This is a genomic window from Mesorhizobium sp. WSM4829 (genome assembly GCF_055811475.1).
The window spans coordinates 35,261-56,920 of the sequence record NZ_JBVVQJ010000035.1 but is presented as its reverse complement, the minus strand read 5'-3'; the positions used below and the strand labels follow the sequence as shown (position 1 = coordinate 56,920).

Sequence of the window (21,660 nt, the reverse complement as noted above, 5' to 3'; positions counted from 1 at the left end):
TCTCACCTGAGGCGTCGGCCTGTTGCCGGTGACCGTTGCACGGGTCTCACCGCCCACACGGCCGAGTTCGAGGCCGGGATCCGGATTACTCCGGCTGTCAGGCGACACGCTTCAGCCCTGGTTCGGCTGCCGGCTTGGTCTGGGCGACTGGACCCGGCTGGCGCGAAGGTGGCGGCAGGCGGGCAAGCGACGCCCGGCTTGAGGCCCGACAGTTTCAAGGCGATGCGACGCTTCAGAAACGGAGTGAGGTTCAGCGCTGAAAGCACGAGATTGCGGACGAACCGCTTCACCGAATTGCGGGAAAGCGCCATCTCGGTCATCGTGCCCGCCAGTTCAAGCACCTCCTGGGCCGCCGGGCGGCGCAGCGTTTCGTAGAGGTCGAGCGCGGTTTCCGGGCGCACGCCGTTCACCACGTCGCCAAGCAACTCGCCAAGCACGACCGCGTCGATGATGCCGGTGTTCATGCCTTGCCCTCCCGCCGGGCTGTGCACGTGCGCGGCATCGCCGATAAGGAACAGCCGGTCCTTGCGGTACGAGCGGACCAGGCGGTGATGCACGCGAAAACGCGAACTCCACGCCAGGTCGAGCACCCGGGTTCTTTTCTTGGTCGGACCACGGCTGTCGAGCAGCACCTGGATGTCGGTGACCGCGGGTTTTTCCGGTGCGTCATCCATTGTCGCGACGACCCGGTACGAACCGTCCGGGAGCGGCGCCACCACCACCAGCCCGGCCGGTGCAAAGAACAGCGACACTTCTGTCGGCCCAACCGGCCAGTCGAGACGAACATCGGCAAGTACGAACGAAGCGTCATAGGCGGCGCCGTCGAACTCGATGCCGGTCGACCTGCGCACCAGGCTGTGCATGCCGTCGGCACCAACGACATAGCGTGCCGATATCAGTCTCTCGCGGCCGTTCTCGATCACCGTCACGCGTGCGCCGTCAGCGTCCTGAACGACTGCCTTGGCCTCGACCGAGCGATGAACCACGCCGCCCAAGGCTGCGATCCGTTCGGCGAACACCTGCTCGGTCAGGTTCTGAGGCAGCATCATCAGATAAGGATGCCTCGACGGAAGCTTGCTGAAATCGAGATTGAGCAGCGCCCGGTTGCGGTCGCGGATGGTGAAATTCTGCAGCTTCAGGGCAAGTTCGCTCAGCCGCTGCGTAACGCCGAGAGGCTCCAGCGTTTCCAGCGTCTGCGCGTGGATGACGCCAGCCCGCGAGGTCTGAAGGCCCTCCTCCAGCCTGTCGATCAGGACGTGATCGACACCGGCCTGGTGCAGCATGATGGACAGCGCCATGCCGGTCGGGCCGGCGCCAATGATCAGGACTTCGGTGGTTTCGGGCAGCATTTCTCTCTCCATTTGTCAACGATCGTTGACTTTCTAGGTCGAAGCCATTGCATTTGTCAACAACCGTTGGCATACGGATTTCATGACCGAGAATCAGCCGAAGAAACCCAGCAAGTCGGACCGCACGCGCGCCCAAATCCTCGAGGCCGCGCGGCTTCTGTTCGCCGAGCACGGCTATGAGGGCGCCTCCATCCGCGACGTCGCGGCGCATGCCTCGATCGATCCGGCCATGGTGATCCGCTATTTCCGCAGCAAGGACGAGCTGTTCGCCAGGGCGGCGGTCGTCGACCTGCAATTGCCGGCACTGCGGGTGATCGACCGAAACGCCATCGGCGAAACGCTGATCAGGCGTTTTCTTGAAGTCTGGGAGGGCCCGGCCAGCGGCCCTGGCATGGCAATTCTGCTGCGTTCGGCGACGTCGAACGAATTCGCCGCGGAAAAATTGCGCGACGTATTTGGCAACCAGGTCAGGCCGGTGATTGCGGCGGTCTCTGACCCCGCCGATGCGGGTCGACGGGCCGGGCTCGTTTCGAGCCAGTTGCTGGGTCTGGCGATGTGCCGATACCTGTTGCGGCTTCCGCCCGTCGTCGCCCTGTCGCACGACGAAATTATCCAGAACGTCGGCCCTACTTTGCAGCGCTATGCTGTGGGAGAGGATGCGCCTTGAATAAGCCGGGCTGGCAGTCTGGTCCTCGTGCAGCGACTGCGCCGACCGATGGACGTGACGCCGATTTGTGCCGAAGCGGCACGCAAAAATTAACGGCGCCCGTGCAGCCTGTGCAAAACCCTGTTAACGGCGTGTGGATAACAGGTGGAAAACCTGTTCACGACACAACATATTGGGGTGAACAAACCGGGAAACATGCGCCAGCGCCGATTCGTAGCCGTTTCGTTCCGGCTTTGAGCGCACCGTTAACGACAAAGGCTGAAAACATCCCCAAATCGTTAAGGCGCGTTAGGAAAGAATTAATAATTTCAGAATGTTGGATGACGCCCGCCGACCTGCGTCGATCGTTCAGCGGCAAAGGTTAACGGCGACGTCAGCCCTGCATGAAACGGGCCAGTTCGGCGATTCAGCATGTGGTGAGACTCGCCGGCGAAAAATCCAGATGTAGCCGTGAACAAAACCTGAATCTGCGCGAGTCAGCGATTCGTAGCCGATTCGTTCCAGACTCGTTCCAACTGTTAAATCGAAACGGCGAAACGGATTATCGAAGGCTTCGAGCTGCCATCGGAATATTCTGCTTTCGCTTCGCGCCCGAAATCCCTATGTGTCGGCTGTCACCCGCGCCACCACGGGGCGCGCTCCCGACAACGCGAGGCAGAGAGCCTTAATTTCCAGGTCGATGAACATCCAGCCGAAACACACTGAGCCACTGATCCTGTCAGGCCGCGACGTGACCGCTGTGCTCGGGCCAACCAACACCGGCAAGACCCATCTCGCCATCGAGCGCATGGTGGCGCATGAAAGCGGCATTATCGGCCTGCCGCTCAGGCTGCTCGCCCGCGAGGTCTATTCACGCGTCTGCGAGAAGGTCGGCGCTCACAAGGTGGCGCTCATCACCGGTGAGGAGAAGATCCAGCCCGACGGCGCCAGATATTCGGTCTGCACTGTGGAAGCCATGCCGCGCGAGACCGACACCGCCTTCGTTGCCGTCGACGAGGTCCAGCTGGCCGGCGATCTCGAGCGCGGCCACATCTTCACCGACCGCATTCTGCATCTGCGCGGTCGCCAGGAGACGCTGCTGCTCGGCGCAGCGACCATGCACGGCATCCTCCAGCGCCTGCTGAAGGGGGTGTCGGTGGTGACGCGGCCGCGGCTGTCGCATCTCGCCTATGCCGGCTCGAAGAAGCTCACCCGCCTGCCGCGACGTACGGCGATCGTCGCCTTCTCCGCCGACGAGGTCTATGCCATCGCCGAACTGATCCGCCGCCAGCAGGGCGGTGCAGCAGTCGTGCTCGGCGCGCTATCGCCGCGCACCCGCAACGCGCAGGTGGAGCTGTTCCAGTCGGGTGATGTCGATTATCTGATTGCCACCGATGCGATCGGCATGGGCCTCAACCTCGATCTCGATCATGTCGCCTTCGCCCAGAACCGCAAGTTCGACGGCTACCAGTATCGCAACCTGACAGCGGCCGAGCTCGGCCAGATCGCCGGCCGCGCCGGCCGGCACTTGCGCGACGGAACTTTTGGCGTCACCGGCCAGGTCGATCCACTGGACGAGGAACTGGTCAAGAAGATCGAAGCGCATGATTTCGACCCGGTGAAGGTGCTGCAATGGCGCACCGCGCGTTTCGATTTCGCCAATCTCGACGCGCTGAAGCGCTCGATCGAGACCAACGCGCCGGTTGAAGGCCTGACGCGCGCGCTGCCGGCGGTCGATGCGCAGGCGCTCGAGCATCTGTCCCGCGACGAGGACATCCGGGCGCTTGCCACCGACCCCAGGCGCGTGGCGCTGTTGTGGGAGGCCTGCGCCCTTCCCGATTACAGGAAGATCGCCCCGGCTCAGCATGCCGACCTGATCGCCTCGATCTACATGGACCTTGCCAGGCATGGCCATGTCGATGAGAATTACATGGCCGAGCAGGTGCGCCGCGCCGACACCACCGAGGGCGACATCGACACGCTGTCGCACCGGATCGCCCAGATCCGCACCTGGACTTTCGTTTCCAACCGGCCCGGCTGGCTGGCCGATCAGGCACACTGGCAGGAAAAGACGCGCGAAATCGAAGACAGATTGTCGGATGCGCTGCATGAGCGGTTGACGAAACGCTTCGTAGACCGCAGGACTTCCGTCCTCATGCGGCGCCTTAGAGAAAATACCATGCCTGAAGCCGAAATCAGTCCAACCGGAACCGTCCTCGTCGAAGGCCATCATGTCGGCGAGTTGCAGGGGTTCCGCTTCACCGCGGACCAAAGCGCCGGCGGCGAGGACGCCAAGGCGGTGCGCACAGCAGCCCAGAAGGCGCTTGCAGCCGAATTCGAGGCGCGGGCCGAACGCTTCGGCGCCTCGGCCAATGGCGACATCGCGCTCGGCTCCGATGGCACGCTGCGCTGGATCGGCGCGCCGATCGGCACGCTGGTCGCAGGCGACGAGCCGTTGAAGCCGCGCCTGGTGCTGCTGGCCGACGAGCAGCTCACCGGTCCCGCCCGCGACAAAGTCGCGGCGCGCGCCGATCGCTTCGTCAATTTCCAGATCGAGTCGCTGCTGAAGCCGCTGGTCGACCTCAAGAACGCCGAGCAGATCACCGGCATCGGCCGCGGCATCGCCTTCCAGCTCGTCGAGAATTTCGGCCTCATCAACCGCCGCGACATCGCCGAGGAGATGAAGTCGCTCGACCAGGAGGGCCGCGCCGCCCTGCGCCGGCTCGGCGTGCGCTTCGGCGCCTACCACGTCTTCGTGCCGGCGCTGATCAAGCCGGCTCCGGCCGGACTGGTGACGCTGTTGTGGGCGCTGCAGAACGACGGCAAGGACAAGCCTGGCTTTGGCGACGTGGTTCACGCGCTGGCCTCCGGCCGCACCTCGGTGGTCATCGATCCCACCTTCGACAAGACCTTCTACAAGCTGGCCGGCTACCGCAATCTCGGCCGTCGCGCGGTGCGCGTCGACATCCTCGAACGGCTGGCCGACCTGATCCGGCCAGCAACCAACTGGAAGCCGGGCCTCGGCCAGCGCCCCGACGGCGCCTATGATGGTCAGTCCTTCATGGTGACGCCGCCGATGATGTCGATCCTCGGCGCCACGGCCGACGACATGGAAGAGATTCTGAAAGGCCTCGGCTACCGGGCCGAGGCGAAGGCGGCTGTCGAGGTGAAGGCACGGCTCGAGGCACAGGACAATGCCGCGCGCGAAGCCGCCGCGGCCAAGCAGGCGGCGGAAGAACAAGCCGAACAGGCCAAGGCAGCTGAAGCCGCGATTGCCGACGCAGCCGCCGAGGCGCCGGCCGACAGTTCTGAGCCGGATGCAGTGGCAGAAGCCACGGCGGAGGCTCTCGCGGAACCCGCTGCCGAAGCGGAACCTCTCGCAGAAGCTCAACTGCAAACTCCGCCTGAGGTCACGGTAGAGGGTCTGCCTGCAGCTGAAGCCGCAGCTCGAGAGGCAGCACCCGAAACCGCCGAGGTTGAGGTCGCACCGGCGGAGCCGGCTTCCGAAGCCTCGCCCGCAACGGCAGCAGTCTCGGCCGAACCTGCCGTGGCGGCGGAAGCCGCCACCGGCGAGGCTGCTCCAGAGGCCGAGAAAGAGGCAGAAGAACCAAAACCCATCCTGTTGTGGCGGCAGGGCCGCTTCGACCAGCGCCCACGCCACCGCCACCACGACAACCGGCCCCGTGACAGGGACAATCGCCCGCGCAGCGGACAAGCCGCGCGCGATGGCCGCAGCAACGCGCCGGCAGCGGCCGGGCAGCAGGCCGGCGCTCCAGGCGACCGGCCCGCCCGTGAAGGACGCCGCGACGGCGACGGCGCCGGCAAGCCGCGCTTCGACCGCAGCAAGTTCAAGCCCAAGCCCCAGGGCGAGCCAGCCGAACGGCGCGACGGCAAGCCGCAGGGTGAACGTCCCGATCGTCGCGAAGGCCGGCCCGACTGGAAAGGCGGCAGGCCGGACGGCAAGGGTGGCGCGCCTGGTGGAAAGCCCGCGTTCCAGCCGAAGCCTCGCGAGGAGCGTCCGGTGCGCTTCGACCCGGATTCCCCCTTCGCCAAGCTCGCCGCGTTGCGCGACCACCTGAAGAAGTAAGTTCGTTCGCTCCAATGGTCACTGATGCCCGCCAGCGCATCGACAAATGGCTGTTCTTTTCGCGTGCGGTGAAATCGCGCTCGCTGGCGGCGAAGCTGGTGGTGGCCGGACGCGTTCGCATCAATCGCGACAAAGCAGCGCAGGCCTCCGATCTGGTCCGCCTCGGCGACGTCCTGACCATCACTCTCGAGCGGCGCATCTTCGTCTGGAAGGTGCTCGGCACCGGAAGCCGGCGCGGTCCCGCCGAGGAAGCGCGCTTGCTCTACGAGGATATCTCGCCACCGCCGACGCCAAAGGGCGAGGCCGTTGCCGATGCGATCCCCGCACTGCGCGATGCCGGCAGCGGCCGCCCGACCAAGAAGGAACGCCGGGAGACCGACCGGCTGCTCGGCGACGACTGACGCATAACCGGCTTTCGTCGCATCGCCGGCAGGAAATCCATTCCGGAATCACCGGCATCACGCGCAATGGCTGCCCTTGCAAGCGGCAGGCAAAGACGTTACCTCACCAAGAAAGCCTACCGCATCGGCCCGAAAATCGATATCGATTTTCCAAAAGCACGATGCGTGGATTCAAAGTGTTAGAGCGTACCTTATGCGTCCGATTGGACGCCACGTCGCCCTGATAAAACGGGACGTCCCGGAGCCGACCGATGACCTATGTCGTGACCGATAATTGCATAAAATGCAAATACATGGACTGCATCGAGGTCTGTCCGGTCGACTGTTTTTATGAGGGCGAGAACATGCTCGTCATTCATCCCGACGAGTGCATCGACTGTGGCGTCTGTGAACCGGAATGCCCGGCCGACGCGATCAAGCCGGACACCGAGCCAGGGCTCGACAAATGGCTGCAGATCAACACCGAGTACGCCGATAAATGGCCCAATATCACCGCCAAGAAGGAGCCTCCGGCCGACGCCAAGTCCTTCGATGGCGAGGCCGGCAAGTTCGAAAAATATTTTTCCCCCGAGCCCGGCCAGGGCGACTAGCGCTCGACCGCGAAAATCGAAATCGATTTTCGGAAGGACCATGCGCCAGATCAAAGTGTCACATCGTCCTTGCGCGTCCAAAACGGGCGCGTGGCACCGTAACGGCGGCGCCGGTTTGATCGGCATCACGCGTGCTGACAGGCACCGCACGTTAACTGCCTTGACAGGCGGAGATCGCGCTTGACCTTCGCGCGTGCAGCAAAACCTTGATTCTTCCGACTTTTTGTGCTACACGAACCAAACATGCCGGTGACACAACGTCGATTTATGGCGCAAACGCCCCAAATCACTGAAAGGTGAATTTTTCAATCCGGACCAGAGTGATCTGGGGCAGGCAGTCGCGACTATGCGATTTGCCGCCCTCGGCTTTTCCGGTGGGTTCGCAGTTGTGCGGCTAACGATCGGTACCCGATCGCGCGAGTTCGACCGGCAGAATGCCGGTTCCACACCAAGGAGTTCATGGCGTAATGGCAACAATCACCCCGCAGAAGAAGTCCAGCGCAGCGCGTCACGGTTTTAAGACCGGCGAGTACATCGTCTATCCGGCGCATGGCGTCGGCCAGATCGTCTCGATCGACGAGCAGGAAGTTGCGGGCCACAAGCTGGAACTGTTCGTCATCGACTTCCAGAAGGACAAGATGCGTCTGAAGGTTCCGGTCGCCAAAGCGACCTCCATCGGCATGCGCAAGCTGTCGGAAGAGGATTACGTCGATCGCGCGCTGAAGGTCGTGCAGGGCCGCGCCCGCGTCAAGCGCACCATGTGGTCGCGCCGCGCCCAGGAATATGATGCGAAGATCAATTCCGGCGACCTGATCTCGATCTCGGAAGTTGTGCGGGACCTCTACCGCGCCGACAATCAGCCGGAGCAGTCCTATTCCGAACGCCAGCTTTATGAGGCGGCACTCGACCGCATGGCGCGCGAGATCGCGGCCGTCAACCGCATGTCGGAAACCGAAGCGGTGCGCCTCATCGAGGTGAACCTCAACAAGGGACCGAAGCGCGGCGCCAAGGCCGACAACGAAGAAGCCGAGCAGGAAGAAGCAGCCTGAGCGCTTCTCGCCTTAATTTGGAAAAACCCGGCCTAGCGCCGGGTTTTTTTATTCCTAAGCTCGTCGCGTTGACTGGATCCATGCGACGCGCTTTAGGTTGTTGTCGTTGTTATGCATTGTCGTGATCGCAAAACCACCGCGCCCTGCATTAGTGATCGTCACCCCGCTACGCACTTTTTGGGCGACATGCCTTAAATTTCGCCACCGGTTTCCTTCTCTGCCTCCTGCTTCAGCGTCGCGATAAACCGCTTGGTTCGCTGGCGCTCCGGATTGCTGAACAGAACCGCGGCGGGGCCTTTCTCGACGACGCTGCCGGCGTCGAGGAACACCACCTCCTGGGCGATTTTGGAGGCGAGGCGCAAATCATGCGTCGCCATCACCATGGTGGTGCCCTCGCTGGCGAGCTGGCCGAGCACGTCGACCACCTCCTGCGCCAGTTCCGGATCGAGCGCCGAAGTCGGCTCGTCGCACAGCAGCACTTTCGGCGATGGCGCCAGCGCCCGGGCGATCGCCACGCGTTGCTGCTGGCCGCCTGACAACGTCGCCGGCCAGGCGTCGGCCTTGTGCGCCATTCCAACCTTTTCGAGCAGGGCGAGCGCCCGCTCGCGCGCTCGCCCGGCCGGCCATTTCAACACCGTCACCAGCCCCTCCATGACGTTTTCGATCGCCGTGCGGTGCGGGAACAGCTGGAAATTCTGGAACACCATGCCGGTCTGCAGCCGCAGGCGCTGGATGGCCCTGCCGGGAACCTTGCCGCCGGGGTGGAATTCAAGCGCGTCGTCGCCGATGCGCACCGTGCCCGAGGTCGGGATCTCGAGCAGGTTGATGCAGCGCAGAAGCGTGCTTTTCCCACCGCCCGAGGGGCCGACAAGGGCGGTGACGCTGCCTTCCTCGATGGTGACGGTCACGCCCTTCAGCACGAGATTGTCACCAAAACGCTTCTCGATGTCGGTGAGGCCGATCATGAGCGCGCCTCGAGGAAGCCGCCGTAGCGGTTGAGCCGCTTTTCCAGGCGCGTCTGCAACGCCGACAGCACCGAGCTAAGCGCCAGATAGAGAGCCGCCGCCTCGACATAGAGGATCAGCGGCTCATAGGTGGTGGCGACGATGCGCTGCGCCGCCTGGAACATCTCCGGCACCGTGATGGCGGCGGCCAGTGATGTATCCTTGACCAGCGAGATGAAGGTGTTGGACAGCGGCGGCACCGCGACGCGGCCCGCTTGTGGAAGGATAGTGCGTCGCATCGCCTGGCCCCAGGTCATGCCGATCGAATAGGCCGCCTCCCACTGCCCCTTCGGCACCGAGCCTATGACGGCGCGGATGATCTCCGACGTATAGGCGCCGATATTGAGTGTGAAGCCGATCAACGCGGCTGAAAAGGCGTCGAGCAGGATGCCGACCGAGGGCAGGCCGTAGAAGATCAGGAAGAGCTGCACCAGAAGCGGCGTGCCACGGAAGATCCAGACATAGAAGCGGACCACGGCGACCAGCGGCTGCGGGCCGAACAGCCGGACGAGCGCTGCGACCAGTCCTACGAAGAGACCGAATGCGAACGACAGCAGCGTTAGCGGCACGGTGAAGATAAGCGCGGCCCATAGCAGCGTGGGCAACGAATCCAGCATCAATTGCAGCCAGTGCGGCACGAAAATTCTCCTTGAGAGATTGCCGCCCAAAAATCGGCCCGGCAGCATCGAGGCGCGACCATACGGTCGTCATATCACGCCAAAAGCGGCGGCCGTCAAAGACGGCTCGCCGCGATACTTGGCCGTACGGGCCGGCAACCGGCCCGCTCCGTGAAATGCGCTTACTTCGAAACGTCCTGGCCGAAGTAAGTGTCGGCGATCTTCTGGTAGGTGCCGTCGGACTTGATGTCGGCCAGCGCCCGATTGATGGCGGCGACCAGTTCCGGATCGCCCTTGCGCACGAGGACGCCGGAATAGTCGGCGTTTTCTTCCTGCGCGGCGATCTTCACGTTGGCGTCGGGCTTGTGCTTCTTGAAATCGAGGAAGGACAGGCTGTCGTTGATGGTGGCATCGGCGCGGCCGGTAAGAAGCAGCTGGATCGATTGGTCGAAACCATCGGTACCGACGAGTTCGGCGCCGTTCGCTTCGGCGAGCTTGCCGAAATTCGAGGTCAGCGACTGCGCCGCCTTCTTGCCCTTCAGGTCGGCAAAGCTCTTGATGTCGGTATTGTCGCCGCGCACGATCAGCACCGCCTTGGAAGCAATATAGGGATCGGAGAAATCATACTTGGCCTTGCGCTCCTCGGTGATGCCGACCTGGTTGATAACAGCGTCATAGCGCTCGGCGTCGAGGCCGGCGATCAGCCCATCCCATTTGCCTTCGAGGAATTCGGCCTTGACGCCGAGTCGCTCGGCGATCGCCTTGGCAATCTCGACGTCGAAGCCGACCAGTGCGCCCGAGGCATCATGATAGGTGAAGGGGGCATAGGTACCTTCCGTGCCGACCTTGAAGACACCGGCCTGCTTGATCTGATCGAGATTGGCGCCGGCATGGCCTGATGTGCCTGCCAGTACCTGCAGTGTTGCGGCGACGATAAGCGATTTGAGCCATTTCATTTTTCTGTGATCCCGTCATTGGCCGGCGTCCGGGGCCGGCGTCCGGCGCATTTGTGAGCGCCGGAAACTGACAGATGCAGCCTGGCGAAATAAGGAACCAGATTTCAAAAATGAGACACTTTCGAAATCCAATTCTCAAAACCACATCGACTCGCGCCAACCGGCCGAGAAGCGACCGCCGCATCGAGCTTTCGAACAGTGCAATCCACGCGACATCAGCGGCGGAACCATTCGCGCGGGTGGCACGTTTGTTGGCTGTTGTAGGGCGCGGCGTCGCCAATTCAACCACGATGCCAGCTCAGGGGCGAGCGATCGCACCGCAACGCCCGGAACAGGGAGCGTGGCATGATGGAAGATACGGCAGGGCGAACCATGGTCCGCGCGGCGATGAAAGCCCCCTATCTCGAGCGCGACGAGGAGCATCTTCTCGCGCTGCGCTGGAAGGAAGACAACGACCAGCAGGCACTGCACCAAATCGCCATGGCGCATATGCGGCTGGTTATTTCCATGGCCTCGAAGTTCCGCCACTATGGCCTGCCCCTCGGCGACCTGGTGCAGGAAGGCCATGTCGGCCTGCTGGAGGCAGCGGCCCGTTTCGAACCGGAGCGCGAGGTGCGGTTTTCGACCTATGCGACGTGGTGGATCCGTGCCTCGATGCAGGACTATATCCTGCGCAACTGGTCGATCGTGCGTGGCGGCACCAGTTCGGCGCAAAAGGCGCTGTTCTTCAATTTGCGGCGCCTGCGCGCCCGCTTGGCGAACGGTGCCGAGCCGATCTCGAACACCTCGCTCTACCGCGAGGTGTCGGTGGCGCTTGGCGTCTCCGAGGCCGACGTGGCGATGATGGACTCGCGCCTTTCGGCCCCCGACAGTTCGCTCAACCAGCCGCTCGCCGACGATGCGGGCGCCACCGAGCGAATGGATTTTCTGGTTTCGGACGATCCTTTGCCGGACGAAGTCGTGGGCGACACGATCGATGTCGAACGCCGCTCTATCTGGCTGAAAACCGCGCTCGGCGCGCTCAATGCCCGCGAGCTCAGGATCATCGAGGAACGCCGGCTGAGCGACGAGGGCGCGACGCTCGAAGCCCTCGGCGAGGCGCTTGGCATCTCCAAGGAACGCGTCCGCCAGATCGAGGCACGCGCCATGGAAAAGCTCAAGATAGCGCTGGTGAAGCAAAACCCCGAGTTTCTGGCGACCGCCGCCTAGGGTGTGTTGCGATTCAGGTTAGGACGAGTCGGAGTCGAAGACGGGCGCGAAGCGACCAAACCAGGTGGTTCCCGAGAACCGGAGCGGAGCGTGCATAAAGTACGTGAGCACCGGCCTACGCCGGCCGTAGCCTTACTGCCGCGACCGCTCATGAGTGCTCCGGCCGGCGAAGGTCGGAAGCGCAGGAAATTGCCGTTTGCGGGCCGGCATCACCTGAATATCGACACACCCTATCTGTCGGTGATGATCTTGACCTTGTCGCCGGCCGAAACGGCTGCGCCGGGCGACATTGCATTGAGCACCCTGAACAGGTCGAGCTTGCGGTCGACGCCGACCATCTGCGCCGCGAGCGAACCCATGGTCTGTCCGGGCCGGACCGTGACGACGCGGATATGCAGCGGCTTCAGCGCTGCTTTTTCGGCCGCGCTCAAGATCCGGAACGAGCCGCTGACCGAGCGCGCCACCGCACCCAGCGAGGTGCTGGCGGAGGGGGCTGCCGTCAGCAGCCGGTAGACCTGGCCGCCGGCGCGGATCACCGCGATGCCGAACTGCCAGCCCTCGGCGCTGGCATGCGCCGTCGCCGCTTCGTTGCCGTTGATTGTTTCCTGGCGCACGCTGCTTTCGTCGAGACCGGCCACCCAGCCGCTGCGGAGGTAGTCGGTCAGCGATCGGTTCCTGTCGATCGAGACGCCGTCGAAGCGGATCGCTATGTCGCCCGGCCCGGTTGCCGTCACCGCCGCGGCCGAGTTGTCGATGATGAAGCCGTCGGGTACCGAGAACGACACGCCGAGCCCCGGATGCAGGAAGGTTTCGCCACGCACATAGCCTTCCTCCGGCGTGTCGCCGTAGAGCAGCCCGTCTATGCCGGCGAGGAAGGCGTCGCGGTCGCGCGTGCCGACGCCGGGCGCGCCGAACTGGCGGGCATGGCGCTGCGCCAGATCGATGCGTTGCGGCGTGTTCGGGTGCGTCGCCAGGAAGTCGAGGCTGGCGTCGGTGGCGCCGCTGATCGAGCGGAAATCGGTGTAGGCCGACATGGACTGCAGGAAGCGGCCGGCGGCAAACGGATCGAAGCCCGCCTCGCCGATCGACTTGATGCCGATGCCGTCGGCCTCCAGCTCCTGATTGCGCGAGAACTGGGCAAGCCGCAGCTTGCCGCGGATCAGTGCCGCCTTGGCGGTCGGGCTGTCGCCGAGCACATCCGAGACGACTTTTGTCGCAAAGCCCTCCTCGGCCTCGAGCTGCTGGCGCTGCAAGCCGTGGTTTGCAGTGACATGGCCCATCTCATGCGCGATGACCGCGGCGAGTTCGGCCGAATCGTTGGCCAGCGCCAACAGGCCGCGCGTGATGTAGAGATAGCCGCCAGGCAATGCGAAAGCGTTGACGTTGGGCGAATTGAGGATCGTGATGCGGTAGGTCTGGCTCGGGTTGGCCGAAACCACCGTCAGGCTGCCGACGACCTTGGCGACCATGCGCTCAAGCTTGGGATCGGAATATTCGCCGCCATAGGTCGCGAGGATGCGCGGATGCTGCGCCTTGGCCATTTCGGCGACCTTGCTGTTGGCGGCAACATTGTCGACGGTGACCGGTTTGCTGGAAGGCTGGAAGCCGGATTCCTGAACGTCCGGAGGCGTGAACATCTGGCAGCTTGCCAACGCCATGGCAAAGCCGGCCAGCGCCAGGAAGCGCGCCAGCGGTTTCCTTCTCACTCTGTCTGTGCCGGTCGGCAGAACAGCTTCCTTTCGGCTCTCGGCACATGGCCCGAAAATCGGGCATCGATTTTCAGATCATGCGCAAAATCAACTGCCACAGCGTCCTTCGAGCCCACGAGCGCGGATGGCACCGTAGTGGCAAATCACAACCTATGCCGGACCAGTATCGGAGGACCTAGCCACACTACTTTGACCATGGCAAGCAAACGCCACATCGCCTGAAGCCGGTTTGGCCGTAAATTATGTCCGCTTCCGGGCAACATCTCGTGATCCTGCGCCAAACGGACCTGCACCGATATAGCGCCGAAAGGCTTCCGGTCCAGCCTTGGTAAAAAAATCGGCGACAGTCCCGGTTGCGGCAACCGTGCCATTGTCCAGGAACACCATGTCCTGGCCGATACGGTGGGCGTCCTCCGGCTGATGGGTGACGAACAGCACCGTCATGCGCCGCTCCGCATGGACGTCGGCTACCAGATCGAGCATGTCGTCGCGCAACGCCGGTCCGAGCGAGGCGAACGGTTCGTCGAGCAAGAGAACCGGCCGGTCGCGCACCAGGACGCGGGCGAGCGCGACGCGCTGCCGCTCGCCGCCGGAGAGTTCGCGCGGCAGGCGTCGTTGCTTGCCGGCAAGGCCGACGCGCTTGAGCGCCGCGGCGATTGCAGCGTGGTCGGCCTCGGTCAGCCTGAGCGATGGCGAGCGGCCAAGGCCGACATTTCGTTCGACCGAAAGATGGGCGAAGAGATTGTTTTCCTGGAACACCATCGACACTGGCCGCGCCGACGGCGGTTTGCCGCCGACATCGGCGCCGCCGATCAGCACGCGGCCCGATTGCGGCGTCTCGAAGCCGGCCACCAGATTGAGCAGTGTCGATTTTCCCGAGCCGCTCGGCCCCATGATGGCGATGATCTTCGAGGCGGCGAACTCGACATCGAATAAAAACGGCGCTTCGCCATAGCTGAACGACGCCTTTTCCAGCCGCACAGCCGTACCGTTTTCGCTGTTGAGCGTCATGATCTTTCTCCCCGTCCCAGCCAGTCCGCGGCCAGGACAAGCGCGAGACAGACCAGGCCGAGCAGAAATGCCAGGCCGGCCGCGTCCATCGTGCGGTAGCTGCCCATGCGGGCCAGCAGGAGATAAGGCAGCGTCTGCAGGGAGTCGCTGCCAAACAGGGCAATGACGCCGAGATCGCCGAGCGACAAAGCCATCGCGAACGCGAAACCGGTGGCGAGCGGCCGCCGCAGCGACGGCCAGTCGACCAGCCGGAAACGGTTCCAGCCCGAAATGCCAAGCAGCAAACAGAGCCGTTCGTGGCGTTCGCTCGCCGCATCATAGCCGGGGCGAATGGCGCGGATGGCAAACGGCATCGCCATCACCGCATTGACGGCGACGACCATGACAGGGGCGATGGCAAAGACGTCGCTGACCGAACGCAGCAGCAGGAACCAGCCGGCGCCTATGACGACGGGCGGCACGACGAGGACGAAGCCGGCGCCGGTATCGGTGGCGTATTCGAGCAGCGTCCCGGCGCCGACGCGACGCCTCAAGGCCAGCGCCCGTCGTGCCATGACCAGCGACAGCGACAGCGCCACTGCGAGCAGCGCCGCCAGCAAGGCGAGCAGGGCGCTGGTCAGCGCCGCTTGCCGCACCGCGCTCTCGCCCGCCAGCCGGCCGAGATCGGCGCCAAGGCCTGACGTCACCGTGGCCGCCATCGGCCCGGCGACGAACAGCAAAGCGAGGATGATCAATGCTGCGTTCAGCACGGTCTCGGCGGCGCCGGCCGAAAGATAGCGGCGCGAAGCCACCGGCAGGTTGGCGTCGCCGACGGTATTGGCGCCGAGGCGCATCAATGCCAGCACGACGACGAAGGTCAGCGCGATCTGCAGCACTGTCAGCGTCACCGCTCGGGCAGGATCGAAATCGAAACGCAGCGCCTGGTAGATGGCGACCTCCAGCGTTGTCGCACGCGGCCCGCCGCCCAGCGTGAGTACGATGGTAAAGGATGTGATGCAGAGCATGAAGACAAGCCCGGCGACGCCCGGCAGCGCCGCGCGCAGCGTCGGCCATTCGATCAGCCGGAAGGCGGGCCTGGCGCCCATGCCAAGTTGGCTCGCCAGCCGCCACTGGTCGGCCGGCACTGTCGCAAGCGCTTCGAGGAACAGCCGCGTCGCCAGCGGCAGATTGAAGAAGACATGGGCGACGAGTATGCCGGACAGGCCGTATATGCCCGGCCAGCCCTGACCGCCGATCGCGCTGAGCACGCCGGCGAAATAGCCGGCACGGCCATAGAGTGCCAGAATCCCCAGTGCTGCGACGATGGCCGGCAGCGCGAGCGGCACGGCGAAGAGCTGCAGGATCAGGCCGCGACCGAAGAAGCGCGGATGCCGCGACAGCGCCCGCGCCACGAACAGCGCCGGCACGACGGAGAGCAGCGTCGACAGCAATGCCTGCCACAGCGTGAATCGGGCGACGCGGAAGAGGTAGGAATCGAAGGCCGACGCGGCGCCGGACGGATCGCGTGCGCCTTCGACGATGAGCCCGGCGAACGCGCCGCCGATCAGCAGCGCAACAGCGGCAAGCGCAATTGTGCCGGCGGTGACGCGGGGATCTCTACGATGGCCAGTGTGCATTCCGCGCTGCCCAACTTAACGGCGGGCGCTGAAAGATGGGATGTGGCTGAGGTCGAGTTCCCGTCCACCCCCTTCTGGCCTGCCGGCCATCTCCCCCACAAGGGGGGAGATTGGAAGCTTCACCCTCGCCTCAATCCTTCGACTGTTGCGATTGGCGAAAGCGGAAGCGACATCCGATCTCCCCCCTGGAGGGGGAGATGGCCGGCAGGCCAGAGGGGGGTGGCGTGGAGCGAACACCATGCAGAAATCTAAGTCCTACTTGCTCATCACCGACAGCCATTCGTCGACCCAGGCCTTGCGGTTGGCGGCGACCTCTTCGGGGCTGAAAAGCAACGTCTTGGTCGGCTTGACGAGCTTGTCGAAAGCCGGATTGAGCGGCTTCTCGGTCTTGCCGGCGGGGAACATCCAGTTGGTCTCGGGAATGACATCCTGGAATTTCGGCCCGGTCATGAAAGTCAGGAACTGTTTCGCCAACGGGTTCTTCGCACCTGATTTGGTGATGCCGGCAACCTCGATCTGCAGATACGCGCCCTCGTCGAAGGACGCTGCCTGATAGCGTTGGGTGTTTTCGGCGACCATGTGATAGGCCGGCGACGTGGTATAGGACAGCACCATCGGCGCCTCGCCCTTGGTGAACAGGCCGTAGGCCTCGCTCCAGCCCGGCGTCACGGTGAGCACCTTTGCCTTAAGCTTGGCCCAGGCTTCGGGCGCCTTGTCGCCATAAACCGACTTCACCCACAACAGCAGGCCGAGACCGGGCGTCGAGGTGCGCGGATCCTGAATGACGATCTTTTCATCGGCATTGCCCTCGACCAATTCCTTCAGGCTCTTCGGCGGCGTCTTCAGCTTTTCGGTGTCGTAGACGACGGCGAAATAACCATAGTCGAACGGCACGAAAATATCGTCGCTCCAGCCGCCCGGCACCTTGACGTCGATGACGGCACCATGCGGCGAAAACAGGCCGGTGGCCTTGGCTTCCGCCGTCAGATTGGTGTCGAGGCCGAGCACGATGTCGGCCTTGGTCGCGGCCCCTTCCAGCCTGACGCGGTTGAGCAGGGCGACACCGTCGGCGACCGCGACGAATTCGAGAATACAGCCGCATTCGGCCTCGAACGCCTTCTTGACCGCCGGGCCTGGACCCCATTCGGCGGTGAAGCTCTCATAGGTATAGACGGTGAGTTTTTCCTGCGCGGATGCCGGCCCGGTGCCGGCGAGAACGGTCGCCGCGAGCAGCACTGCCGAAACAAGTGTGTATAAAAACGTGCGCATCGGCGCCTCCTTCGTTGGCGTTGAAGGGAATTGAGGCGTCGGGTTGTCCGAAACGTCTAATCCCTCCGCCGGTACAAACCGGATCAGGTTCAGCGGGTTGGCAGGTTGCCTCTCAGCCGGTCCGCGAAGATCGCGTCCAGCACCCCGTTAGAGCGCTTCGACACATAGGCCCGGCCCATCTGCGGCGCAAGCGGAAGTTTGCCGGGCATCCAGACCGCGGCCTTCCGTTTCGCAAGCAGGGCTGGTAAGGGCCACGCATATGAGCAAATTCACCATCCTGCTTGGCGGCGACCTTATCCGCACGCCGCTGCTCGACCGCCAGGTCGAAGGCACGCGGGTCATCGCCGCCGACGCCGGCATCAGCCATGCCCGGACTCTGCGCCTGACGCCGGAACTCTGGGTCGGCGACTTCGATTCGGTGCCGGCGGATTTGCCGGACGAGCTCGCCGCCGTGCCGCGCCAGGTGTTTCCGGCAGAAAAGGACAAGACCGACGGCGAACTGGCTATCGCCGCCGCGCTTGAACGCGGCGCGACCAGCCTCGTGCTCGCCGGCGCGTTCGGCGGCAAGCGCACCGACCACGCCTTCCTGCACCTGGCGCTCGGCGTCCGGCTGGCCGAGGCAGGGACAGAGGTGCTTTTGACCAGTGGCGCACAGGAAGGCGTGCCCTTGCTTCCCGGAAAGGCCGGCTTCGACTACGCCGACGGCACGCTGTTTTCGATTCTCGGCTTCTCCGACCTTGCCGGTCTGACCGTGACCGGCGCCAAATGGCCGCTGAACCATGTCGAGGTGGCGTTCGGCTCGTCGCTGACCATTTCCAACGAGGTCAAGGGCCGGCTCGAAGTCGCGCTGGGCAGCGGCCGCGCGCTGTTGCTCGCCCATCCATTCCCCCTACCTGAAAGCTGACATGGCGCCGCCGCTTCTCAATCTCGACGGGATAAAACTGACCTTCGGTGGCACGCCGCTGCTCGACGGGACGGAACTGACGGCGTCGGCGGGCGACAAGATCGCTCTGGTCGGCCGCAACGGCTCGGGCAAGTCGACGTTGCTGAAGATCGCTGCGGGATTGATCGAGCCGCAGGATGGCGAGGTGTTCCGCCAGCCTTCGGCAACTGTGCGCTACCTGCCGCAAATGCCCGACATGGATGGTTTCGCCAGCGTCCGCGCCTATGTCGAGGCGGGGCTCGGACCCGCCGACGATCCCTACCGCGCCACCTATCTGATGGAGCATCTCGGCCTGTCCGGCGAGGAACGGCCGAACGATCTCTCCGGCGGCGAAGCCCGCCGTGCTGCCCTGGCCCGCGTCATGGCGCCGGAGCCCGACATTCTCCTCCTCGATGAGCCGACCAACCATCTCGACCTGTCGGTCATCGAATGGCTGGAGGAGGAGCTTGCCCGCACCTCTTCGGCGCTGATCGTCATCTCGCACGACCGCCGCTTCCTCGAGCGCGTGTCGCGCGCCACCGTCTGGCTCGATCGAGGCCAGACCCGCAGGCTGGACAAGGGCTTTGGCCATTTCGAGGAATGGCGCGACACCGTGCTGGAAGAAGAAGAGCGCGAGCAGCACAAGCTTGGCCGCCAGATCGTGCGCGAGGAGCACTGGTTGCGCTATGGCGTGACGGCAAGGCGCAAGCGCAACATGCGCCGGCTCGGCGAACTGCAGACCATGCGCCAGCGCTTTCGCGGCCATCGCGGCGCCGAGGGTGCGGCGACCATGGTGGCCAGCGACGCCGCCGAATCCGGCAAGCTGGTGATCGAGGCCAGGAACATCGAGAAGAGCTTTGGCGACCTCACCGTGGTCAGGGGTTTCTCGACCCGCATCCAGCGCGGTGACCGCGTCGGCCTGGTCGGCCCGAACGGCGTCGGCAAGACGACGCTGCTGAAGATGCTGACCGGCGAATTGAAGCCGGACTCAGGCACGGTGCGGTTAGGCACCAATCTGGAGATCGCCACGCTCGACCAGAAACGCGAGGCGGTCGACCCGCAAGAGACGCTGGCGCAGTATCTCACCGACGGCCGCGGCGAGAACCTCGTCATCAACGGCGAGCAGCGCCACGTCGTCTCCTACATGAAGGACTTCCTGTTCAAGCCGGAACAGGCGCGCACCCCGGTGCGCGAGCTTTCGGGCGGCGAGCGGGCGCGGCTGCTACTCGCCCGTGTGCTGGCGCGGCCGGCAAATCTTTTGGTGCTGGACGAGCCGACCAACGATCTCGACATGGAGACGCTGGAACTGCTGCAGGAACTGGTCGCCGGTTTTGCCGGCACCGTCATCCTGGTCAGCCACGACCGCGATTTCCTCGACCGCACGGTGACCAGCCTGATCGCGCCGGAAGGCGGCGGCCGCTGGATCGAATATGCCGGCGGCTATTCCGACATGCTGGCGCAGCGCGGCGGCACCAGGCTGGACGACCGCAAGGCACGGCCGAAGGCCGAGACGAGTGAAGTGGCGGCGGCAGCCCGGACCGAGGCAACGGCGCCGAAGGGCCCGGCGAAAAAACTGTCGTTCAAGCAGAAATTCGCGCTGGAATCGCTGCCCAAGAAGATCGACGCGGTGACCGCCTCGATATCACGGCTGGAGGATAATATCGCCGACCCGGCCTATTACGAGCGCGACCCGGCCTCATTCCAGAAGACCATCGCCGCGCTCGACAAGGAGCGCGCCACGCTGGCAGCGCTCGAGGAGGAATGGCTGGAACTTGAAATGCTGCGCGAGGAGATGGAGGGGTAGACGCTTCGCCGTTGCTCCACCACGACAATGCGCATACATTATGCGCATTCTGCGGAGGTTATCATGCGAAAGATAGCTATGAATGCGGTTCGTCAGCCGGCAAATCTGTCGATCGACTCAAAGCTCATGAAGGAAGCCAAGGGACTCGATGTGAATGTCTCGCGCGCCGCCGAAGCCGGTATCGCAGAGGCGGTGGCTGCCGAAAAAGCCCGACTATGGAAACTTGAGAATCGCGCCACAATAGAAGCGTGGAACGAATACGTCGAAAAGCACGGTATTCCGTTGGAAGAACATCGGCAGTTCTGATGGCACGCTATGATGTCTTCGCGGGTCGGGTCGAGGGCAGCTATTTGCTGGACGTCCAATCCGACCTGCTCGACGATTTTAAAACACGGGTGGTGATCCCGCTGCTTCCGACAACAATGACGCCGCCGCCGATGCGAAAGCTCCATCCCCTCGTCGAGATCAATGGGCGAAAATTGGTTGTGGCCACCCATCTGATCGCCACGGTTCCGGCAAAGGAATTGGGCGAAAGTCGACTGAATATCTCCAGGCATCACGACGACATCGTGGCCGCGCTCGACATGCTGTTCCAGGGCTTCTGAGCCGAAGGGAGGCTGGTGAGCCGGCCTCAGCCCGCCTCTTTTGTTTGCCAGGCCTTCAGCGCCTCGTCGAACACCTTCTCGCCGGGAATGCCCTTTTCCATGGTGAGCAGCGCCCGCCGTCCGGTCTTGTAGACGACCGGCACGTCGATCCATTTCTGGCCCCGCAGCAGGGTCAGATTGGCGTCTTCGTCCGGCTTTGTGTCGTTGAGAGCGACCAGGAAGAAGCCGTCGGCGATCTTGGCCGGGATGCCGATCAGTGGACTGCCGGCATCCTGTTCAGAGCCCTTCATGGCGACGCGCAGGATGTTGTCGACACCGCCGCCGTCGAAACCATCGGGCGTCAGGAAAATCATCTCGATGATGTGGCTGGCCGGCAGCGTCTGGTCGGTGTTGCGGCGGATGGTCATGCGCAACTGCACGTCCTTGCCCGGAATGCTCGCCTCGGCGCGGATTGCCGGCTCGGGCGGCAGATTGCCGCCGGGCGATTCCTGCACCAGCGACCAGACGATGCTGCCGGGCTCGGCCGAGCCTTGCGCGGTGCTGGTGCGCTCCTCGTAGAAGATCGCCTTCTGGCCGACCGCCAGCGCGGTTTCCGCAGGCGCGGCTGTCGGTGCAGCACCCGGCGCGGCACCCGGGGCCGGCGCTGCCGGCGCGGCTGCGCTATCGGTCGGGGGCGCCCGGGCCCGCGGGGGCCCCGGGGGGGGGGGGGGGGGGGGGGGGCCCCCCCCCCGGGGGGGGGGCGGGGGGGGGGGGGGGGGGGCGGCCCCCCCCCCCCCCCCCCCCCCCCCCCCCCCCCCCCCGCGACCCGGGTATCGT

The 21,660-nt window shown here is 64.2% G+C and carries 18 protein-coding genes, 1 pseudogene and 1 riboswitch; of the genes and pseudogenes, 10 read left to right on the top strand and 9 right to left on the bottom strand.

What is annotated here, in order from left to right; all coding sequences use genetic code 11:
- Window positions 1–2: 2 nt before the first annotated feature.
- Entirely contained in the window at window positions 3–1,349 is a 1,347-nt protein-coding gene (locus AC0L17_RS26825) for an FAD-dependent monooxygenase (protein WP_473518011.1), read from the bottom strand.
- A gap of 82 nt (window positions 1,350–1,431) precedes the next feature.
- On the opposite strand from AC0L17_RS26825, the gene AC0L17_RS26820 reads away from it, so the two are divergent.
- The 5 genes from AC0L17_RS26820 to AC0L17_RS26800 all read left to right on the top strand — a co-directional run bounded on the left by AC0L17_RS26820 (window position 1,432) and on the right by AC0L17_RS26800 (window position 8,122).
- Window positions 1,432–2,016, top strand: coding sequence for a TetR/AcrR family transcriptional regulator (locus AC0L17_RS26820; RefSeq protein WP_473518010.1), 585 nt, complete (start codon window positions 1,432–1,434; stop codon window positions 2,014–2,016).
- Between the two features lie 679 nt (window positions 2,017–2,695).
- Complete coding sequence (locus AC0L17_RS26815) at window positions 2,696–6,082, top strand: helicase-related protein (protein WP_473518018.1); 3,387 nt, start codon at window positions 2,696–2,698, stop codon at window positions 6,080–6,082.
- Window positions 6,083–6,096: 14 nt separating this feature from the next.
- Window positions 6,097–6,483 (top strand): RNA-binding S4 domain-containing protein, encoded by a 387-nt coding sequence (locus tag AC0L17_RS26810; RefSeq protein WP_023803891.1) that lies wholly within the window; start codon window positions 6,097–6,099, stop codon window positions 6,481–6,483.
- Window positions 6,484–6,734: 251 nt separating this feature from the next.
- The gene (fdxA, locus tag AC0L17_RS26805) at window positions 6,735–7,073 is read left to right on the top strand and encodes a ferredoxin FdxA (RefSeq protein WP_023803892.1); all 339 of its coding nucleotides are present in this window, start codon (window positions 6,735–6,737) and stop codon (window positions 7,071–7,073) included.
- A gap of 467 nt (window positions 7,074–7,540) precedes the next feature.
- Window positions 7,541–8,122, top strand: coding sequence for a CarD family transcriptional regulator (locus AC0L17_RS26800; protein ID WP_027152934.1), 582 nt, complete (start codon window positions 7,541–7,543; stop codon window positions 8,120–8,122).
- A 191-nt stretch (window positions 8,123–8,313) separates the two neighbouring features.
- On the opposite strand, the gene AC0L17_RS26795 is transcribed toward AC0L17_RS26800, so the two are convergent.
- The 3 genes from AC0L17_RS26795 to AC0L17_RS26785 all read right to left on the bottom strand — a co-directional run bounded on the left by AC0L17_RS26795 (window position 8,314) and on the right by AC0L17_RS26785 (window position 10,699).
- Window positions 8,314–9,087 carry an amino acid ABC transporter ATP-binding protein gene (locus AC0L17_RS26795; protein ID WP_473512246.1) on the bottom strand — a complete coding sequence of 258 codons (774 nt, stop codon included), beginning with the start codon at window positions 9,085–9,087 and terminating at the stop codon, window positions 8,314–8,316.
- Window positions 9,084–9,764 carry an ABC transporter permease subunit gene (locus AC0L17_RS26790; RefSeq protein WP_473518009.1) on the bottom strand — a complete coding sequence of 227 codons (681 nt, stop codon included), beginning with the start codon at window positions 9,762–9,764 and terminating at the stop codon, window positions 9,084–9,086. Before AC0L17_RS26790 ends, AC0L17_RS26795 begins: the two co-directional genes overlap by 4 nt.
- Before the next feature lie 161 nt (window positions 9,765–9,925).
- On the bottom strand, window positions 9,926–10,699 hold the full coding sequence (locus tag AC0L17_RS26785; RefSeq protein WP_027152931.1) for an amino acid ABC transporter substrate-binding protein: 774 nt from the start codon (window positions 10,697–10,699) through the stop codon (window positions 9,926–9,928).
- A gap of 345 nt (window positions 10,700–11,044) precedes the next feature.
- On the opposite strand from AC0L17_RS26785, the gene AC0L17_RS26780 reads away from it, so the two are divergent.
- Window positions 11,045–11,908, top strand: a complete 864-nt coding sequence (locus tag AC0L17_RS26780) for an RNA polymerase factor sigma-32 (protein WP_091593367.1) — start codon at window positions 11,045–11,047, stop codon at window positions 11,906–11,908.
- Window positions 11,909–12,138: 230 nt separating this feature from the next.
- On the opposite strand, the gene AC0L17_RS26775 is transcribed toward AC0L17_RS26780, so the two are convergent.
- The 4 genes from AC0L17_RS26775 to thiB all read right to left on the bottom strand — a co-directional run bounded on the left by AC0L17_RS26775 (window position 12,139) and on the right by thiB (window position 17,513).
- Window positions 12,139–13,566 carry a M48 family metalloprotease gene (locus AC0L17_RS26775; protein WP_287234562.1) on the bottom strand — a complete coding sequence of 476 codons (1,428 nt, stop codon included), beginning with the start codon at window positions 13,564–13,566 and terminating at the stop codon, window positions 12,139–12,141.
- Between the two features lie 291 nt (window positions 13,567–13,857).
- Window positions 13,858–14,628, bottom strand: coding sequence for a thiamine ABC transporter ATP-binding protein (gene thiQ, locus AC0L17_RS26770; RefSeq protein ID WP_473518008.1), 771 nt, complete (start codon window positions 14,626–14,628; stop codon window positions 13,858–13,860).
- On the bottom strand, window positions 14,625–16,244 hold the full coding sequence (thiP, locus tag AC0L17_RS26765; RefSeq protein WP_473518007.1) for a thiamine/thiamine pyrophosphate ABC transporter permease: 1,620 nt from the start codon (window positions 16,242–16,244) through the stop codon (window positions 14,625–14,627). The genes thiQ and thiP overlap by 4 nt, the downstream gene beginning before the upstream one ends.
- A gap of 255 nt (window positions 16,245–16,499) precedes the next feature.
- On the bottom strand, window positions 16,500–17,513 hold the full coding sequence (thiB, locus tag AC0L17_RS26760) for a thiamine ABC transporter substrate binding subunit (RefSeq protein WP_473518006.1): 1,014 nt from the start codon (window positions 17,511–17,513) through the stop codon (window positions 16,500–16,502).
- Window positions 17,514–17,556: 43 nt separating this feature from the next.
- Window positions 17,557–17,670: riboswitch (TPP riboswitch) on the bottom strand.
- 102 nt (window positions 17,671–17,772) lie between these two features.
- Here thiB and AC0L17_RS26755 point away from each other — a divergent pair.
- The 4 genes from AC0L17_RS26755 to AC0L17_RS26740 all read left to right on the top strand — a co-directional run bounded on the left by AC0L17_RS26755 (window position 17,773) and on the right by AC0L17_RS26740 (window position 20,844).
- On the top strand, window positions 17,773–18,417 hold the full coding sequence (locus AC0L17_RS26755) for a thiamine diphosphokinase (RefSeq protein ID WP_023803904.1): 645 nt from the start codon (window positions 17,773–17,775) through the stop codon (window positions 18,415–18,417).
- A 1-nt stretch (window position 18,418) separates the two neighbouring features.
- Window positions 18,419–20,239: an ABC-F family ATP-binding cassette domain-containing protein gene (locus AC0L17_RS26750; protein WP_473518005.1), complete on the top strand. Its 1,821-nt coding sequence runs from the start codon at window positions 18,419–18,421 to the stop codon at window positions 20,237–20,239.
- A gap of 63 nt (window positions 20,240–20,302) precedes the next feature.
- Window positions 20,303–20,545 (top strand): type II toxin-antitoxin system CcdA family antitoxin, encoded by a 243-nt coding sequence (locus AC0L17_RS26745; RefSeq protein ID WP_091593381.1) that lies wholly within the window; start codon window positions 20,303–20,305, stop codon window positions 20,543–20,545.
- On the top strand, window positions 20,545–20,844 hold the full coding sequence (locus AC0L17_RS26740; protein ID WP_023803907.1) for a CcdB family protein: 300 nt from the start codon (window positions 20,545–20,547) through the stop codon (window positions 20,842–20,844). The genes AC0L17_RS26745 and AC0L17_RS26740 overlap by 1 nt, the downstream gene beginning before the upstream one ends.
- Window positions 20,845–20,870: 26 nt before the next feature.
- Here the strand turns inward: AC0L17_RS26740 and AC0L17_RS26735 are convergent.
- A pseudogene (locus AC0L17_RS26735) lies at window positions 20,871–21,660 on the bottom strand (hypothetical protein); the annotation flags it as partial.

Bases quoted from the DNA above. Each gene is read 5' to 3' on its own strand.
- AC0L17_RS26825 (WP_473518011.1), bottom strand. From the start codon at position 1,349: ATGCTGCCCGAAACCACCGAAGTCCTGATCATTGGCGCCGGCCCGACC.
- AC0L17_RS26820 (WP_473518010.1), top strand. From the start codon at position 1,432: ATGACCGAGAATCAGCCGAAGAAACCCAGCAAGTCGGACCGCACGCGC.
- AC0L17_RS26815 (WP_473518018.1), top strand. From the start codon at position 2,696: ATGAACATCCAGCCGAAACACACTGAGCCACTGATCCTGTCAGGCCGC.
- AC0L17_RS26810 (WP_023803891.1), top strand. From the start codon at position 6,097: ATGGTCACTGATGCCCGCCAGCGCATCGACAAATGGCTGTTCTTTTCG.
- fdxA (WP_023803892.1), top strand. From the start codon at position 6,735: ATGACCTATGTCGTGACCGATAATTGCATAAAATGCAAATACATGGAC.
- AC0L17_RS26800 (WP_027152934.1), top strand. From the start codon at position 7,541: ATGGCAACAATCACCCCGCAGAAGAAGTCCAGCGCAGCGCGTCACGGT.
- AC0L17_RS26795 (WP_473512246.1), bottom strand. From the start codon at position 9,087: ATGATCGGCCTCACCGACATCGAGAAGCGTTTTGGTGACAATCTCGTG.
- AC0L17_RS26785 (WP_027152931.1), bottom strand. From the start codon at position 10,699: ATGAAATGGCTCAAATCGCTTATCGTCGCCGCAACACTGCAGGTACTG.
- AC0L17_RS26780 (WP_091593367.1), top strand. From the start codon at position 11,045: ATGATGGAAGATACGGCAGGGCGAACCATGGTCCGCGCGGCGATGAAA.
- AC0L17_RS26775 (WP_287234562.1), bottom strand. From the start codon at position 13,566: ATGGCGTTGGCAAGCTGCCAGATGTTCACGCCTCCGGACGTTCAGGAA.
- thiQ (WP_473518008.1), bottom strand. From the start codon at position 14,628: ATGACGCTCAACAGCGAAAACGGTACGGCTGTGCGGCTGGAAAAGGCG.
- thiP (WP_473518007.1), bottom strand. From the start codon at position 16,244: ATGCACACTGGCCATCGTAGAGATCCCCGCGTCACCGCCGGCACAATT.
- thiB (WP_473518006.1), bottom strand. From the start codon at position 17,513: ATGCGCACGTTTTTATACACACTTGTTTCGGCAGTGCTGCTCGCGGCG.
- AC0L17_RS26755 (WP_023803904.1), top strand. From the start codon at position 17,773: ATGAGCAAATTCACCATCCTGCTTGGCGGCGACCTTATCCGCACGCCG.
- AC0L17_RS26750 (WP_473518005.1), top strand. From the start codon at position 18,419: ATGGCGCCGCCGCTTCTCAATCTCGACGGGATAAAACTGACCTTCGGT.
- AC0L17_RS26745 (WP_091593381.1), top strand. From the start codon at position 20,303: ATGCGAAAGATAGCTATGAATGCGGTTCGTCAGCCGGCAAATCTGTCG.
- AC0L17_RS26740 (WP_023803907.1), top strand. From the start codon at position 20,545: ATGGCACGCTATGATGTCTTCGCGGGTCGGGTCGAGGGCAGCTATTTG.